Source organism: Burkholderia sp. ABCPW 111 (assembly GCF_000773065.1).
Classification (GTDB): Bacteria; Pseudomonadota; Gammaproteobacteria; order Burkholderiales; family Burkholderiaceae; genus Burkholderia; species Burkholderia savannae.
In genome coordinates this window covers 1-16,434 of sequence record NZ_JPWT01000078.1, presented here as the reverse complement: position 1 = coordinate 16,434, position 16,434 = coordinate 1, and the positions used below count along the sequence as shown (strand labels likewise).

The window sequence follows — 16,434 nt, the reverse complement described above, 5'->3', positions numbered from 1 at the left end:
GCCTGACAACCGGAGCGCGCCGCCGGCAGAGCCGCCTGGAGTCGTTCAATGAAACGCATGCTGTTCAATGCGACGCAGCAGGAAGAACTGCGCGTCGCCATCGTCGATGGGCAGAAGCTCATCGACATCGACATCGAAACCGCCGGACGCGAACAGCGCAAAGGCAACATCTACAAGGGCGTCGTCACCCGCATCGAGCCGTCGCTCGAAGCGTGCTTCGTCAACTACGGCGAAGACCGCCACGGCTTCCTGCCGTTCAAGGAAGTCGCCCGCCAGTACTTCAAGGAAGGCGTCGACATGCGCTCCGCGCGCATCCAGGACGCGTTGCGCGAAGGCCAGGAGCTGATCGTCCAGGTCGAGAAGGAAGAGCGCGGCAACAAGGGCGCGGCCCTCACCACGTTCATCTCGCTCGCCGGCCGCTACCTCGTGCTGATGCCGAACAACCCGCGCGGCGGCGGCGTGTCGCGCCGCATCGAGGGCGACGAGCGCCAGGAACTGCGCGAAACGATGGCGCAACTGCAGATCCCCGACGGCATGAGCATGATCGCCCGCACGGCGGGCATCGGCCGCAGCGCCGAGGAACTGCAGTGGGACCTGAACTACCTGCTGCAGCTCTGGCGCGCGATCGAGGCGGCGTCGCAAAGCGGCCACCCCGGCCAGCCGATGCTGATCTACCTCGAATCGAGCCTCGTGATCCGCGCGATCCGGGACTATTTCCAGCCGGACATCGGCGAAATCCTGATCGACACGACCGAGATCCATGATCAGGCCCGCGCGTTCATGGACATCGTGATGCCCGACAACGTCGGCAAGGTGAAGCGCTATCACGACGACGTTCCCCTCTTCTCGCGCTTTCAGATCGAGCACCAGATCGAGACCGCGTACTCGCGCACGGTGCCGCTGCCGTCGGGCGGCGCGATCGTGATCGACCACACCGAGGCGCTCGTCGCGATCGACGTGAACTCGGCGCGCGCGACCAAGGGCGCGGACATCGAGGAAACGGCGACCCGCACGAACCTCGAGGCGGCCGACGAAGTCGCGCGCCAGCTGCGCCTGCGCGACCTGGGCGGCCTGATCGTGATCGACTTCATCGACATGGAATCGGCGAAGAGCCAGCGCGAAGTCGAGCAGCGCCTGAAGGATGCGTTGAAGCATGACCGCGCGCGCGTGCAGATGGGCAAGATCTCGCGCTTCGGGCTGATGGAGCTGTCGCGCCAGCGCCTGCGTCCGGCCCTCTCCGAAGGCAGCCACGTGACGTGCCCGCGCTGCAACGGCACGGGCCACATCCGCGACACCGAATCGTCCGCGCTGCAAGTGTTGCGGATTATTCAGGAAGAAGCCATGAAGGAGAACACCGCGGCGATCCACTGCCAGGTGCCCGTCGAGGTGACGGCCTTCCTGCTCAACGAAAAGCGCCAGGAAATCAACAAGATCGAGTCGCGGTTCAAGGTCGGCGTCGTGCTGATTCCGAACAAGCATCTCGATACGCCGCACTACAAGCTCGAGCGCCTGCGCCACGACGACGCGCGCCTCGACGATCCGCGCGCCTCGTGGAAGATGGCCGAGGAAGCCGCCCGCGAGCTCGAGGCCGAAACCGGCTACAGCAAGCGCGCGGAGGAAACGAAGCCGCGTCAGGAAGCGGCCGTGAAGGGCATCACGCCCGAGCGTCCGGCACCGAGCCCCGCACCGCAGCGCCAGCCCGCACCCGAGGCGGCGCCCGCCGCCGTCGCACCGGCGAGCGGCGGATTCGTCAAGTGGCTGAAGAACCTGTTCGGCATGCAGCCGGCCGCGGCCTCCGCGCCGGCGCCCGCCGCGCAGGAAGCGGCCGCGCGTCCGGCGCGCGAGCGTGGCGAGCGCGGTGAAAAGGCCGAACGCGGCGGCGATCGCAATCGCAACCGTCGCGGCGGCGGCGCGCAACAGGCAGGCGGCCGCGACCAGGCCGCAGCGGGCGGCGGCCGCGCTCAGGCGCCGCGCGCCGAGCGCGAAGGCAAGGAAACCCGCGAGCCGCGCGAAGGCCGCGAGGCACGCGAAGGCCGCGGCGGCCGGGACAACCGCGAAGGTCGCGAAGGCCGTGAACCGCGCGAAAGCCGTGAGCAGCGCGAACAGCGCGAGCCGCGTGAGCCGCGTGAGCGCGCCGAAACGGTCGATGCCGCGGAAACACCGCGCAGCGAGCGCCGTGAGCGCGGCGAACGCGGCGAGCGGCGCAAGCCCGTGCCGCACGTCGCGACGCTCGAAACGGTGAACCGCGGCGAAAGCGCCCACGCGGAACCGGCCGAGAAGCCGGCGCATGCGCTCGGCGCCGAAGCCGGCGTCGAGGCCGATTCGAACGCCCGCGACGGCGAGGAACGCCGCCGTCGCCGTCGCGGTCGCCGTGGTGGCCGCCGCGAGCGCGAGGATGAAGCCGCAGGCGCCGTGCAAGCGGCGGAAGCCGGCGAAGACGTGACGGCCGAAGCGGCCGCAGCCGATGTGCACGAAGCCGCCGCGCCGGTTGCCGGCCATGAGCCGCAGCACGCCGCGCAGGCGGGTATAGCGGCGGTAGCGGCGTCAGCCGTCGCCGCGGAAGCGGTCGCTCACGTCGAGAGCGGCGCGACGGCCGAGCCGCAAGCGGCAGCCGAAACGCCCGCCGCCGGGGCCGAGCAGGCTCCGGCAGCGCCCGCTCGCGCTGTCGAAGCGCCGATGCAAGCCGCAGCGGTGGAGGCCGCACCGGCAGCCGCGGCGCACGCCGAGCCGGCTCCGGCCGAAACCGTGCAGGCGCAAGCCGCCGCGCCGGCCGAGGCCGCTGCCGTCGAGGCCGCACCGGTTGCAGCCGCCGCGGCGGACGTGTCCGAAGCGGCGGCTCCGGCGATTGCTCCGGCCCCGATTGCCGAGCCAGCGCCGGCCGTCGCGCCGCAGCCCGCGCCTGTCGAAACGCGCATCGCGCACGAGCCGCCCGCCGTCGCCGAAGCACCGGCTGCGCCGGCTGCCGAGGCCATCGCACCGGCTACGGCCGCCGCCCCCGTCGCGGCCGCGCCGGGCACGAGCCTCTCAACGGTGCTCGAAGCCGCCGGCCTCGTCTGGGTCAATACGGACGCGGACAAGCTGCATGCCGCTCAGGCCGTCGCCGCGCAAATCGTGCAGCCCATGCGCGTGCCGCGCGAACGCAAGCCGCTGCCGCCCGTCGACACGACGCCGATGCAGCAAGTCGAGACGACTCACCGCTGATCCGGTCGTCCATCGCACGAAAAAGCCCGCCCCGAAAAGGCGGGCTTTTTTGTCTGTGCTCCGGTTCTGCGGGTTTCCATGCCCGGCCCCTCCCGGCGCTTCCAGCTAAAATGGAGGTCTGGCTTATCTTGCAACGCACATGTCCCGACGCATCATCCCCGTGACCCCGGTGAGCGCGGCGCCCGATCTGCCCGGCGCCCTGCTCGCGCCGAGCGGCACGCTCCGCGACGCCTTCGCGCGCCCGTTGCGCGACCTGCGCATCTCGGTCACGGACCGCTGCAACTTCCGATGCGTGTACTGCATGCCGCGTACCGTGTTCGGCAAGGATTACCCGTTTTTGCCGCACAGCGCCCTCCTGACGCTCGAGGAAATCGAGCGGCTCGCGCGGCTTTTCGTCGCACACGGCGTCGAAAAAATCCGCATCACGGGCGGCGAGCCGCTCCTGCGTAAAAACATCGAATTCCTGATCGAGCGCCTCGCAAAGATGACGACCGTCGACGGACGGCCGCTCGACCTCACGCTGACGACGAACGGCTCGCTCCTCGTGCGCAAGGCGAGGAGCCTGCGCGACGCGGGGCTCTCGCGCGTGACGGTCAGCCTCGACGCGCTCGACGACACGCTCTTCAAGCGAATGAACGACGCCGACTTCGCAAGCGCCGACGTGCTCGACGGCATCTTCGCCGCGCAGGCGGCGGGCCTTGCGCCCGTGAAGGTCAACATGGTCGTCAAGCGCGGCACCAACGACGCCGAGATCGTGCCGATGGCGCGCCGCTTCAAGGGCACGGGCGTCGTGCTGCGCTTCATCGAATACATGGACGTCGGCACGTCGAACGGCTGGAACATGGCCGAAGTGCTGCCGTCCGCCGACGTGGTCGCGCGCATCGCCGAGCACTTCCCGCTCGTGCCGCTCGAGCGGCACACGCCGTCCGAAACCGCGCAGCGCTGGGGCTACGCGGACGGCAGCGGCGAGATCGGCGTGATCTCGAGCGTCACGCGCGCGTTCTGCGGCGACTGCACGCGCGCGCGGCTGTCGACGGAAGGCAAGCTGTATCTGTGCCTCTTCGCTTCGTCCGGCCACGACCTGCGCAGCCTCGTGCGCGGCGGCGCGACCGACGAGCAGATCGCCACCGTGATCGGCCACATCTGGCAGGCGCGCACCGACCGCTATTCGCAATTGCGCGGCAGCGCGCCGGCGACGGTAGAAGCGGCAAGCGAAGCGAAGCGCGTCGAAATGTCCTACATCGGCGGCTAGGCGCGCCGCCCGCTCGACGCGCCCGCCGCTTTCACGATGCCGCCGCACGCCGCCCCCTCCTCCACGATCACCGGCCTGCTGCTCGCAGGCGGGCGCGGCACGCGGATGGGCGGCGTCGACAAAGGGCTGCAGCCGCTGCGCGGCGAGCCGCTCGCGTTGCACGTGTTGCGCCGGCTCGCGCCGCAGGTCGACGCGCTCGTCATCAGCGCGAATCGCCATCTCGATGCATACGCGGCGCTCGGCGCGCCGTTTCACGCGCGCGTCATTACGGACACGCACGCCGACTTCGCCGGCCCGCTCGCCGGGCTCGCCGCCGGCATGCGCGCGGCGAGCACGCCGCTCGTCCTGTGCACGCCATGCGATTCGCCGTTCCTGCCCGCCGATCTCGCCGCGCGCCTGCGCGCCGCGCTCGACGCGCAGCGCGCGGAGATCGCGTTCGCGACGACCGTCGACGCGAACGGCGGCGCCTCGGCGCAGCCCGTCTTCGCGCTCGTGAGCACCGCGCTCGCCGACGATCTCTGCGCCTATCTCGCGTCCGGCGAGCGCAAGATGCGCGCGTGGTACGCACGCCACAAGACGGCCGAAGTGCCGTTTGACGACGAGCGGGCGTTTTACAATGCAAACTCTTTGCGGGACTTAGCCGGCCTCGAACGCGCATGACGGGCCGCATCTCGTTGCTCGCGCCGCCCGCCGCTTGCGATGCGAGCGCGTCACAACGGCGGCCGGGACACCGGCCCCGAACACAATCCGCCTAGCGGCGCCGTCATCGATGACCACGCACACCACGCCTACGCCATCCGCCACGTCCGAGAACGCCGTCGCGCTGACCGTCGACGAAGCGCGCGCGCTCGCGTTGCGTTTCGTCGAGGGCGTCGCGCAGGTCGAGCGCGTCGCGCTGCGCGATGCGCTCGGCCGCGTGCTCGCCGGCGACGTCGCATCGCCGTTCGACATTCCCGCCTACGACAACGCCGCGATGGACGGCTACGCGTTCGACGGCGCGGCGCTCGCCGCGCCGGCCGCCGACGGCACGCTCGAGCTCGCGGTCGCGGGCCGCGCGCTCGCGGGCCATCCGTTCGACGGCCCGCGTGTCGCGAGCGGCGCGTGCGTGCGGATCATGACGGGCGCGCGCATGCCCGCGGGCTGCGACACCGTGATCCCGCAGGAAAAAGTCGATGCGGCGGGCGACGTCGTGCGCTTTCCCGCATCGGCCGCCGCGCGCGGCGACCACTGCCGCCGCGCGGGCGAGGACCTCGCGCGCGGCGCGAGCGCGCTCGCCGCCGGCCGCGTCGTGCGCGCCGCCGATCTCGGCCTGCTCGCGTCGCTCGGCATCGCCGACGTCGCGGTGCGCCGCCGCGTGCGCGTCGCGTTCTTCTCGACGGGCGACGAACTGCAACTGCCGGGCGAGCCGCTGCGCGACGGCGGCCTCTACGACAGCAACCGCGCGACGCTCGCCGGGATGCTCGCGCGCGTCGGCGTCGACGCGCTCGATCTCGGCATCGTCCGCGACGATCCCGCCGCGCTCGAAGCCACGCTGAAGGCCGCGGCCGCGCAGGCGGACGCGGTGATCACGTCGGGCGGCGTGTCGGTCGGCGACGCCGATTTCACGCGCGCGCTGCTCGACAAGCTCGGCGACGTCACGTTCGCGAGCGTCGCGATGCGCCCGGGCCGGCCGCTCGCGTGCGGCCGCATCTGGGCGGGCGCACGCGACGCGCGGCCCGCGCTCTTCTTCGGCTTGCCGGGCAATCCGGTCGCGGTCGCGGCGACCTTCGTCGTGATCGTGCGCGACGCGCTCCTCGCGCTGATGGGCGCCGACGCGCCGCCGCTTCCGCGCTACCCGGCCGTCTGCGACGCGCCGCTCAAGAAGCGCGCGGGGCGCACCGAATTCCTGCGCGGGCGCGCGGCGCGCGACGCGAGCGGCGTCTGGCGCGTGACGCCCGCCGGCTCGCAAAGCTCGGCGTCGCTCAAGAGCCTGAGCGACGCGAACTGCTTCATCGTGCTCGCGCACGACGCCGCACGCGTCGACGCCGGCGCGACGGTCGACATCCTGCCGTTCGACGGCGTCATCTGAATCCGATCTCAGCACTTCCACGGGGGCAACTCGTATATGAAAAAACAAATCTCATCGATCGCGCCGGGGCAGACCGCGAAAGCGCTGATCCTCGTTTATCTGACGTTCAGCGTGCCGATCGTGCTGCTCGGCATCGTCAACGCATTCATCCGCGACCAATCGGTCGGGCTGGGCACGATCGTCAGCACGATCTTCAGCGCGCTGCTGCTGAACGCGATCGTCGGCTTCGTGCTGCTGTGGATCGCGTGCCACGCGTACAACTGGGTCGCATCGCGCTTCGGCGGCATCGAGATCGTGCTGTCGGACGCGCCGGAGGAAGCGTGAGCGCAGCGGCCGACGAGACGATCGCGATCCGCGCGGCCGCGGCGGCCGACGTGCCCGCGATGCTCGCGCTGATGCGCGAGCTCGCCGAATTCGAGAAGCTCACGCATCTGTTCGTCGCGACCGAAGCCGATCTCGCCGACGCGCTCTTCGGCGCGCGGCCGTCCGCCGAGGCGCTCGTCGCGGAAAACGGCGGCGCGATCGTCGGCTACGCGCTCTACTTTCACAACTATTCGACGTTCCTCGGCCGCCGAGGCCTCTATCTCGAAGACCTGTACGTGCAGCCGTCGCAGCGCGGCACGGGCCTCGGCACGCAGTTGCTGCGGCGGCTCGCGGCGATCGCGGTCGAGCGCCGCTGCGGCCGCTTCGAATGGACCGTGCTCGATTGGAATCAACCGGCGATCGACTTCTATCGGAAGATGGGCGCGGACGTGCTGCCCGATTGGCGCGTCGTGCGCGTGACGGGCGACGCGCTCGCGCGGCTCGCGGGCGGCGGCGCCTGAATCGGCCGCGAGCCGATGCACGTCCATGCGCGTCGATGTCACGCCGGCATCACGCCGACATCGCTTGCTTCGGCCCGCGATCGGCGCGAAACGCGACGGGCGGCCGGCAAAAACGCGAGCGCACGAAGCCGAACGAGGCCGCCCGGCACACGATCGAACCGGCAAAGCAAAACGGGGCGCACGCGGCGCCCCGTTTTTCGTTCCGCACGCCAGAGGCGCGCGAGACCAGCGATGCTTTCGCCGTTGCGCGCGGCGCGCGTCAGCTCTCGTCCGCCTCCGCGCCGTCGGCGCCCAGCAGCCCGTTCGCGACCTCGCCCGGCAGCGCCTCGACCTGCTTGAGCTTGCGGTTCATCACGCGCGTGCGCTGCTCGGCCGCCTCGATCGAGCGCGTGACCGTCTCGAGCTGCGACTTCGTCCGCGCGAGCACGTCGCCGAACTTGCCGAACTCGGTCTTCACCGCGCCGAGCACCTGCCAGACCTCGCTCGAGCGCTTCTCGATCGCGAGCGTCCGGAAGCCCATCTGCAGGCTGTTCAGGAGCGCCGTCAGCGTCGTCGGGCCGGCGACCGTCACGCGATAGTCGCGCTGCAGCAGATCGGTGAGGCCGGGACGGCGCAGGATCTCCGCGTAGAGCCCTTCGGTCGGCAGGAACAACAGCGCGAAATCGGTCGTATGCGGCGGCGCGACGTACTTCTCGGCGATCGTGCGCGCCTCCGCGCGAATCCGCGCCTCGAGCGCGCGCGCCGCTTCGTCGACGGCCGCCGCGTCCGCGCGCTCCTGCGCGTCGATCAGGCGCTCGTAATCCTCGCGAGGGAATTTCGCGTCGATCGGCAGCCACACCGGCTGAGCTTCGCCTGTCGCGCCGTCGTCGTGCCGGCCAGGCAGCCGGATCGCGAACTCGACGCGCTCGCCGCTCTTCGGCACCGTCGCGACGTTCTTCGCATACTGGTCCGGCGTCAGCATCTGCTCGAGCAGCGCCTCGAGCTGCACTTCGCCCCAGGTGCCGCGCGTCTTCACATTCGTCAGCACCTTCTTCAAATCGCCGACGCCCGCCGCGAGCGTCTGCATTTCGCCGAGCCCGCGATGCACCTGCTCGAGCCGGTCCGACACGAGCTTGAACGATTCGCCGAGCCGCTGCTCGAGCGTCGCGTGCAGCTTCTCGTCGACGGTGCGGCGCATCTCCTCGAGCTTCGCCGCGTTGTTCGCCTCGATTTCCTTCAGGCGCGTTTCGAGCGTCGCGCGCACTTCTCCGATCCGGCGATCGTTCGCCTCCGTCAGTTGCTTGAGCTGCTGATTGAGCGTGTCGCCGAAATGCCTGAGCGCCGCGCCCTGCTCTTCGCGCGCGAGCTGCGCCTGCCGCTGCAGCGTGTCGCGCATCGCGTCGAACTGCTGCGTGTTGCCCGCGACGAGCTTCGCGAGCTGCTGCGCGAAGCCGTCGATCTGACTGTTCTGCACGGTCGCGACGCTCGAGAGCTGCGCGGCGAGCGTCTGCTGCAGTTGCGCGAAGTTGCCCGCGAGCTCGGTGCGCGAGTTGCGCGCGCCGTCAACGATCTCCGCGCGCAGCTCGCGCTCGAGGCGCTCGGCCGCATGCGCGTGCGCGTCGTTTGCGTCGTCGATCTGCTCGGCGAGCCGCTCGAGGCCTTCGCCGCGCGAGCCGCCGCGCAGCAGCGCGAAGAGCGCGACGGCGAGCGCTACCGCCAACGCGACGACGGCGGCCAGCAACAAGGTTTCGGTCATATGCGAGCCTTCCCCAGCACGCCGGGATTGATCGGATTCGGCGGACGGCCCGCGCGCGGCCCGACGCCGAGCGCCGCGATCAGATTGTCTGCCGCGAGATTCGCCATCGCGCGGCGCGTGCCTTCGCTCGCGCTCGCGATGTGCGGCGTCAGCACGACGTTCGGCACCTCGAGCAGCGCCGGATGCACGCCCGGCTCGCCTTCGAACACGTCGAGGCCGGCTGCGGCGATCCGCTTGTCGCGCAGCGCCGCGGCGAGCGCGGCGTCGTCGACGATCCCGCCGCGCGCGATGTTCGTGAGCGTCGCGGTCGGCTTCATCAGCGCGAGCTCGGCCGCGCCGATCGTATGGCGGGTCTCGGCCGAATACGGCAGCACGAGCACCACGTGATCGGCCTGCGCGAGGAGCGCCGCCTTCGACACGTACTCGGCATTTAACTGCGCCTCGATCTCCGGCGCGACGCGCGAGCGGTTGTGATAGATCACGCGCATGTCGAAGCCGCGCGCGCGCCGCGCGAGCGCCTGGCCGATGCGGCCCATGCCGATCACGCCGAGCGTCGCGCCGTGGATGTCCGCGCCGAGAAAGCTGTCGTACGACCACTTGCGCCACTGCCCCGCGCGCAGCCAGTGCTCCGCTTCGGCCATCCGCCGCGCGGCCGCCATCATCAGCGCCCAGCCGAAATCGGCCGTCGTCTCGTTCAGCACGTCGGGCGTGTTGGTGCCGAGCACGTGCGCGGCGTTGAACGCGCCGATGTCGAAGTTGTTGTATCCGACCGCCATGTTCGACACGACGCGCAGCCGCGGCGCGGCCGCGAGCACCGACGCGTCGATCACGTCGCTCGCCGTCAGCGCGCCGTCCTTGTCCGCGAGACGCGCCTTCAGCGCGAAGGGCGACAGCGCGTCGCCGTCGTTCCAGTCCACGTCGAAATATTGCTTGAGCCGCTCGATCACGTCCGGGAAGATCGAGTGCGCGACCAGGATTTTCTGCATTGCCGTCTCCGTCACGCCGCGCGGGCGGCGAACGCGCGCATCGCGCCGCCCGCCGCCCGCGCGGCCGTCATCGTCATCTTGCCTAACCGCCGAAAAACACCCACGTCGTCAGCAAAAACACCGGCACGAGAATCACGAGCGCCCAGCCGAGGTACGCGAAGAAGCTCGGCATTCTCACACCGCGCGACTCGGCGATCGCCTTCACCATGAAGTTCGGCGCGTTGCCGATATAGCTGTTCGCGCCCATGAACACGGCGCCCGCGGAAATCGCCGCGAGCGTCGTCGCGCCCGTCGTCATCAGCGCCTGCGCGTCGCCGCCCGCGAGATTGAAGAACACGAGATAGGTCGGCGCGTTGTCGAGGAATGACGACAGCACGCCCGTCGCCCAGAAATACATCGCGTCGATCGGCTTGCCGTCGGCGTCCGTGACGAGATGGACGATCGGCGCGAACACGCCGTCGCCGCCCGCGCGCAGGATCACGATCACGGGCGCGATCGTCACGAAGATGCCCGCGAACAGCTTCGCGACCTCCTCGATCGGCGCCCAGTTGAACGCGTTGCCCTCGCGCGCCGAGCGCGGCGTGATCGCGAGCGACACGAGCGCGACCGCGACGAGCGCGACGTCGCGCACCGCGTTCTGCAGCGCGACGTGCGTGCCGAACAGGTCGAACGTGACGCCCGGCTTCCACAAGCCGCTCATCAGCACGAGCGCGATCACCGCGCCGAGCAGCACGAAGTTGATCTTGCCCTCGATCGACACGCCGTGCGAATCGGGCGTCGGATCGAGGAACGGCTTGCGCTCCTCGCCGCCCTTCCGATAGAAGTACGTATCGATCGCGAAGAAGAGCGTGAGCAGGATTGCGCAGATGAAAAGCATCGGCCGCGCGAGATGGATCGTCGTCCAGAAGAAATCGATGCCGTTCAGGAAACCGAGGAAGAGAGGCGGATCGCCGAGCGGCGACAGCGAGCCGCCCGCGTTCGCGACGAGGAAGATGAAGAACACGACGACGTGCACGACGTGCTTGCGGTTGTCGTTCGCGCGCAAGAGCGGCCGGATCAGCAACATCGCGGCGCCCGTGGTGCCCATCACGCTCGCGAGCACGGTGCCGAGCGCGAGAATGCCGGTGTTGAGCTTCGGCGTGCCGTGCAGGTTGCCGCGCACGCAGATGCCGCCCGCGACCGTATACAGCGACGTCAGCAGCACGATGAACGGAATGTATTCCTCGAAAAGCGCGTGCATCAGCGTGCCGAACGCGGTGCCGAAGCCGAACGTCGCGGCGAACGGAATCAGGAACGCGACCGCCCAGGCCGCGGCGATCTTGCCGAAATGGTGATGCCAGAACACGGGCGCGATCAGCGGAAAGAGCGCGATCGACAGCAGGATGCCCGCGAACGGGATCGCCCAGAACGCGGAAAGCGCGGCACCGTCGAGCGTTGCGGCCGATGCGAGCGCGGGAGCGGCGCCTAGCGCGCCTCCCAGCGCCATGCCCGCCCAGGCGGCATGTCGTTTCATGTGAGTTCCTCTTGAATTGCGAATGGATACGGCGCGCAACGCGACGGCGGCGACCGTGGCGTCACGCGTCACGCGTCGCGCACGACGATCGCGTGAACGCGATACGGCCCGTGCGCGCCGAGCACGATCGTCTGCTCGATGTCGCCGGTGCGCGACGGCCCCGACACGAAGTTCACCGCGCGCGGCAATGCGCCGCGCTCCGCGCGGATCAACGCGAACGCGTCCTCGTGCCCCGCGACGATGCGCGACGCGCTCACGAGCGCGATATGGGTTTCGGGCAACAGCGCGGCGGACGAGCACGTCTTCGGACTAGACAGCAGAACGAGCGAGCCGGTTTCCGCCGTCGCGCAAAAACAGCCGGTGATGCCGACGACGTCGCCGTCCACGGGCTTCCTGAATTCGACCGCGAGCCCCGCGCCCGCCCAGTCGAGTTCGTCGAGCGTCGGCCACGCGATCGCCTGCGTGCCGAGCCCCGTGCGCCGCAGATACGCGGCGGCCGCGGCGGGCGCGTCGCGCATCGACGCGACGGTGTCGACGGTCGTCTCGAGCCGCAGCGCCTCGTCGACGAAGCGCGCGACGAGATCGCCTTCGAGCGGCGGCCGCGGCCCCGCCGGATGGCGCGCGACGTAATCGGCCGCATGCTCGCGCTCCACCTCGGCCAGCTCGGCCGGGCGGCCCTGCGCGGCGCGGATGCGCGCGAGGATGTTGCGGCGGGCAGCCGATGTGTCCATGAACTCCTCGTGACGATGGCCTTCGATACCGGCCCGATTATACCGGCCGATGCGGCGCGCGCCCGTCGCGGCGGACACGAAAAAAAGCGGGCCGTGCGGCCCGCATGCGCGCTGCGTCGATGCGGCCGCGCTCGCGCGCCGCCCTTGCGGGCGGCGTCACTTGCCCGCGTCGTCGTCGGGCGGCTGCGTGATCCCGAACACCTGGCGCAGATACGCGAGGTACGCCTTGTCGTCGCACATGCTCTTGCCGGGCGAATCGGACAGCTTCGCGACGGGCTGCCCGTTGCAGCGCACCATCTTGATGACGATCTGCAGCGGCTGGTAGCCGAGATCGTTGGTCAGGTTCGTGCCGACGCCGAACGCGAGCTTGCAGCGCCCGCGGAACCGCTCGTACAGCTGCATGACCTTCGGGATGTCGAGCGCGTCGGAAAACACGAGCACCTTCGTGCGCGGATCGCAGCGATTTTCCTCGTAGTGCTGGATGAGCCGCTCGCCCCAGTCGAACGGATCGCCCGAGTCGTGGCGCGCGCCGTCGAAGAGCTTGCAGAAATACATGTCGAAGTCGCGCAGGAACGCGTCCATTCCGTAGACGTCCGACAGCGCGATTCCGAGATCGCCGCGATATTCCTTCGCCCACATCTCGAAGCCGTAGGTCTGCGAATCGCGCAGCCGCGGGCCGAGCGCCTGGCAGGCCTGCAGATACTCGTGCGCCATCGTGCCGAGCGGCGTGATCTCGTGCTGCATCGCGTAGTAGACGTTGCTCGTGCCGGCGAACTGCGCGCCGAGCCCGTCGCGCAGCGTGCGCAGCACCTCCTCGTGCCAGATCTTCGAGAAGCGGCGGCGCGTGCCGTAGTCGGCGATCTTGCAGTCGGCGAACTCGGGCTTCGCGCCGAGCAGTTGGATCTTCTCGCGCAGCCGCTCGCGCCCTTCGCGGTAGTCGGGCCGGCGCTGCGTGTTGCGAAAGTACACCTCGTTGACGATCGCGAGCACCGGGATCTCGAAGAGGATCGCATGCAGCCACGGCCCCTTGATCTCGATGTCGATCTCGCCGCTGCCTTTTTGCGACGGCATGATCGAGATGTATTTCTCGTTCAGATGAAAAAGCGCGAGGAAATCGACGAAATCGCTCTTGATGAAGCGCAGCCGGCGCAGGTAGTCGAGCTCGGGATCGGTGAAACGCAGCTCGCACAGCGAGCGGACCTCGGCGCGGATCTCGTCGATGTACGGCACGAGGTCGACGCCGGGCGTGCGGCACTTGAAGCGGTATTCGACGCTTGCGGCGGGAAAATGATGCAGAACGACCTGCATCATCGTGAATTTGTACAGGTCGGTATCGAGCAGCGAAGTGATGATCATGATTCCAGACTGCCAAGATCGAGACGGAGCCCGAGCGTTCGCGCGCGGCGCGCCTGCCCTCCGGTTGACGCATGTTACCCGAATGCGGCGCAAATCCGCGCCGAAGCGCCGCGGCGCCGCGCGTTCCGCCATAAACTAATCACGAAACGGTATAAGCGGCGAAGTCGAGCGCGCAATGCGGGTTTGGCGCATCAGTTACAATGCCGGTTTTGGCGCCATGCGTCGCCCCCATACATACCTAGATTCCGCCGCAGGAGCGTTTTGAATGACCCACGTTGTGACTGAAGCGTGCATCAAGTGCAAATACACGGATTGCGTCGATGTATGCCCTGTGGACTGTTTCCGTGAAGGCCCGAACTTTCTCGCGATCGATCCGGACGAGTGCATCGACTGCGCGGTGTGCGTCGCCGAATGCCCGACCAATGCGATCTACGCCGAAGAAGACGTGCCGGGCGACCAGCAGCAGTTCACCCCGCTGAACGCCGAGCTCGCGAAGAACTGGCCGTCGATCACGAAGACGAAGCCCGCACCCGCCGACGCCGACGAGTGGAAAGACGTGCAGGACAAGCTGCACCTGCTCGAGCGCTGATCGCCCGCGCTCGCGGGGCGCGACGCGACGTCGCGTGACGAAGCCGATGTGCAAAAGTATTGACAGATCGGCCAGCGCCTCATAGAATCTCATTTCTCTGCTGTTTGTTCCCCGATAGCTCAGTCGGTAGAGCGCCGGACTGTTAATCCGTAGGTCCCTGGTTCGAGCCCAGGTCGGGGAGCCAAGAATTGCAAAGGCCCGTTGCAGACGGGCTTTTTCATGGCCGCCTAGTTTCGAGGCGTCAAGCACGCCGAACCGTCTTATTCCCCGATAGCTCAGTCGGTAGAGCGCCGGACTGTTAATCCGTAGGTCCCTGGTTCGAGCCCAGGTCGGGGAGCCAGCTTCGAAGGCCCGTCGTTCGCGACGGGCCTTTTTGCTTTTCCCCTCTACGTTTTCGTTGTGCCGCGCACCGTCGCGCCGGCGGCGGCATGCTAGAGTCGTGCTCTGCTTCTCGCCACGCATCCGCCGCTTCCCCACCGATGAAAAACCGTTATTTCGCTGTCCTCGCGACCTGCGCCGCCCTCGTCTCGATCGCCACGCCGGCCGCGCGCGCCGAGGAAGTCGCAAGCGTCAACACCAATTTCCGCCTGACGGGCTCCGACCGCGTCGTCGTCGAAGCGTACGACGATCCGCTCGTGAGCGGCATCACGTGCTACGTGTCGCGTGCCCGCACGGGCGGCATCAAGGGCACGCTCGGCATCGCCGAGGACCCGACCGAGGCGTCGATCGCGTGCCGGCAGGTCGGCCCGATCCGCTTCACCGAGCCGCTCAGGCAGCAGACCGACGTGTTCAGCGAGCGGCTGTCGTTCATCTTCAAGACGCTGCACGTCGTGCGCGTCGTCGACAAGAAGCGCAACACGCTCGTCTATCTGACCTACAGCGACCGGATCGCGACGGGCAGCCCGAAGAACAGCGTGACCGCGGTGCCCGTGCCGACCGGCACGCCGATTCCGGTCAGATAACGGGCGCACCCGCATCGCCGGACCGTCGCGAGCCGCCGCCATGCGATCCGAACGCGCGCACGAGCAGGTCCGATACTGGCGCACGCCGCTGCTGCCGGACGCCGACTTCGTCACGGCGACCTACCGCGACCATGCGTTCGCGCCGCACTGGCACGACGCGTACACGATTCCCGTCATCGTGGCGGGCGCCGAGCGCTACACGTGCCGCGGCAGCGCCTATGTCGCCGACACGGGCTCGATCCCCGTCATCAATCCGGGCGAGATCCACACCGGCTCGCGCGCGGCCGAAGACGGCTGGCGCTATCGCGTGGCCTACGCGCCCGTCGACTTCATCCGCGCGCTCGCCGACGAAATCGCGGGCACGCCGCAGCCGCAGCCGTGGTTCCGGCTCGACGTCATCCACGACGCGGACCTCGCCGCGCGGCTCGTCGCCGCGCATCGGCTGATGGAAGCGAGCGGCGCGACGGGGCTGCGTGAGGCGATCGATCGGCTGCTGCGAGGCGAACGCGTCGCGGCGGCGGGCCGCGCTTCGGGTTTGGCTTCGGGTCCGGGTCCGGCTTTGGATTCGGGTTCCGGCTCGGTTTCGACTTCGGCCTGGCTGCCGGATGCGCTCCCTCGCGACGCAAGCGCGCCCCGGCCGATCGACGATCCGCTCTCCGCCGAAACCGCGATGCTCGACGCCTACTCGACATTGATCGCGCGTCACGCCGGCAATCGCACCGCGCCGCGCGACGTCGCGGCCGACCGCCGGCGCGTCGATGCGATGCGCGAGCGGCTCGCCGCCGATCTGTCCGAATCCGTCACGCTGTCGGACGTCGCGCGAGCGGCCGAGCTGTCGCCGTTCCATGCGGCGCGCCTGTTCTCGCGCGCAACCGGCATGCCGCCGCACGCATGGCGCAACCAGTTGCGCCTGCAACGCTCGCTCGCACCGCTGCGCGCGGGCGCGAGCGTCGCCGACGTCGCCGCCGCGTGCGGCTTCTCCGATCAAAGCCACTTCACCCGCCATTTCAAACGGATGTTCGGCGTGCCGCCCGGGCGATGGCAGCCGTCGTAGCGTTGTAGCGACAGACGCGCATCGCCGCCGCCGTCGCTTCCCGCTCCGGCGAAGGTACCGGTACCAGCTTTGGCTTTGGCTTTGGCTTTGGCTTTGGCTTTGGCTTTGGCTTTGGCTTTGGCTTTGGCTTTGGCTTTGGCTTTGGCTTTGGCTTTGGCTTTGG

Annotated in this window: 14 protein-coding genes, 2 tRNA genes and 1 pseudogene; 11 read left to right on the top strand and 6 right to left on the bottom strand. The window is 69.2% G+C overall.

From position 1 onward, the window contains the following. The first annotated feature begins 48 nt into the window (after window positions 1–48). From X946_RS18125 to X946_RS18100, 6 genes are all read left to right on the top strand, one after another. Window positions 49–3,201, top strand: a complete 3,153-nt coding sequence (locus X946_RS18125) for an Rne/Rng family ribonuclease (protein WP_038750296.1) — start codon at window positions 49–51, stop codon at window positions 3,199–3,201. Window positions 3,202–3,340: 139 nt separating this feature from the next. Further along, on the top strand, window positions 3,341–4,453 hold the full coding sequence (gene moaA, locus X946_RS18120; protein ID WP_038750293.1) for a GTP 3',8-cyclase MoaA: 1,113 nt from the start codon (window positions 3,341–3,343) through the stop codon (window positions 4,451–4,453). Window positions 4,454–4,489: 36 nt separating this feature from the next. Then, the gene (gene mobA, locus X946_RS18115) at window positions 4,490–5,113 is read left to right on the top strand and encodes a molybdenum cofactor guanylyltransferase MobA (protein WP_038750291.1); all 624 of its coding nucleotides are present in this window, start codon (window positions 4,490–4,492) and stop codon (window positions 5,111–5,113) included. A gap of 109 nt (window positions 5,114–5,222) precedes the next feature. Then, the gene (moeA, locus tag X946_RS18110) at window positions 5,223–6,521 is read left to right on the top strand and encodes a molybdopterin molybdotransferase MoeA (RefSeq protein WP_038750290.1); all 1,299 of its coding nucleotides are present in this window, start codon (window positions 5,223–5,225) and stop codon (window positions 6,519–6,521) included. 36 nt (window positions 6,522–6,557) lie between these two features. Further along, complete coding sequence (locus X946_RS18105) at window positions 6,558–6,845, top strand: hypothetical protein (protein WP_038750288.1); 288 nt, start codon at window positions 6,558–6,560, stop codon at window positions 6,843–6,845. Continuing rightward, window positions 6,842–7,345 (top strand): GNAT family N-acetyltransferase, encoded by a 504-nt coding sequence (locus X946_RS18100; protein ID WP_038750286.1) that lies wholly within the window; start codon window positions 6,842–6,844, stop codon window positions 7,343–7,345. The genes X946_RS18105 and X946_RS18100 overlap by 4 nt, the downstream gene beginning before the upstream one ends. Before the next feature lie 259 nt (window positions 7,346–7,604). Here X946_RS18100 and rmuC read toward each other — a convergent pair whose 3' ends face one another. From rmuC to pncB, 5 genes are all read right to left on the bottom strand, one after another. Then, window positions 7,605–9,080: a DNA recombination protein RmuC gene (gene rmuC / locus X946_RS18095; RefSeq protein ID WP_038750285.1), complete on the bottom strand. Its 1,476-nt coding sequence runs from the start codon at window positions 9,078–9,080 to the stop codon at window positions 7,605–7,607. After that, a complete protein-coding gene (locus X946_RS18090) occupies window positions 9,077–10,066 on the bottom strand; it encodes a 2-hydroxyacid dehydrogenase (protein WP_038750283.1) in 990 nt (329 codons plus the stop codon). The genes rmuC and X946_RS18090 overlap by 4 nt, the downstream gene beginning before the upstream one ends. 82 nt (window positions 10,067–10,148) lie before the next feature. Beyond that, a complete protein-coding gene (locus X946_RS18085; RefSeq protein WP_038750281.1) occupies window positions 10,149–11,579 on the bottom strand; it encodes a sodium:proton antiporter in 1,431 nt (476 codons plus the stop codon). Between the two features lie 68 nt (window positions 11,580–11,647). Further along, the gene (locus X946_RS18080; protein ID WP_038750279.1) at window positions 11,648–12,310 is read right to left on the bottom strand and encodes a LutC/YkgG family protein; all 663 of its coding nucleotides are present in this window, start codon (window positions 12,308–12,310) and stop codon (window positions 11,648–11,650) included. A 156-nt stretch (window positions 12,311–12,466) separates the two neighbouring features. After that, complete coding sequence (gene pncB / locus X946_RS18075) at window positions 12,467–13,666, bottom strand: nicotinate phosphoribosyltransferase (RefSeq protein ID WP_038750278.1); 1,200 nt, start codon at window positions 13,664–13,666, stop codon at window positions 12,467–12,469. 265 nt (window positions 13,667–13,931) lie between these two features. On the opposite strand from pncB, the gene fdxA reads away from it, so the two are divergent. The 5 genes from fdxA (at window position 13,932) to X946_RS18050 (ending at window position 16,271) form a co-directional block, all read left to right on the top strand. Beyond that, window positions 13,932–14,255, top strand: coding sequence for a ferredoxin FdxA (fdxA, locus tag X946_RS18070; protein WP_038750276.1), 324 nt, complete (start codon window positions 13,932–13,934; stop codon window positions 14,253–14,255). A 108-nt stretch (window positions 14,256–14,363) separates the two neighbouring features. Further along, window positions 14,364–14,439 (top strand) — tRNA-Asn (locus tag X946_RS18065). Window positions 14,440–14,519: 80 nt separating this feature from the next. After that, window positions 14,520–14,595 (top strand) — tRNA-Asn (locus tag X946_RS18060). Window positions 14,596–14,734: 139 nt separating this feature from the next. Then, window positions 14,735–15,217 carry a CreA family protein gene (locus tag X946_RS18055; protein WP_038750273.1) on the top strand — a complete coding sequence of 161 codons (483 nt, stop codon included), beginning with the start codon at window positions 14,735–14,737 and terminating at the stop codon, window positions 15,215–15,217. 40 nt (window positions 15,218–15,257) lie between these two features. Beyond that, window positions 15,258–16,271, top strand: a complete 1,014-nt coding sequence (locus tag X946_RS18050; protein ID WP_038750270.1) for an AraC family transcriptional regulator — start codon at window positions 15,258–15,260, stop codon at window positions 16,269–16,271. Here the strand turns inward: X946_RS18050 and X946_RS35175 are convergent. Beyond that, window positions 16,202–16,434, bottom strand: a pseudogene (locus tag X946_RS35175) (hypothetical protein); the annotation flags it as partial. The gene X946_RS18050 and the pseudogene X946_RS35175 overlap by 70 nt on opposite strands.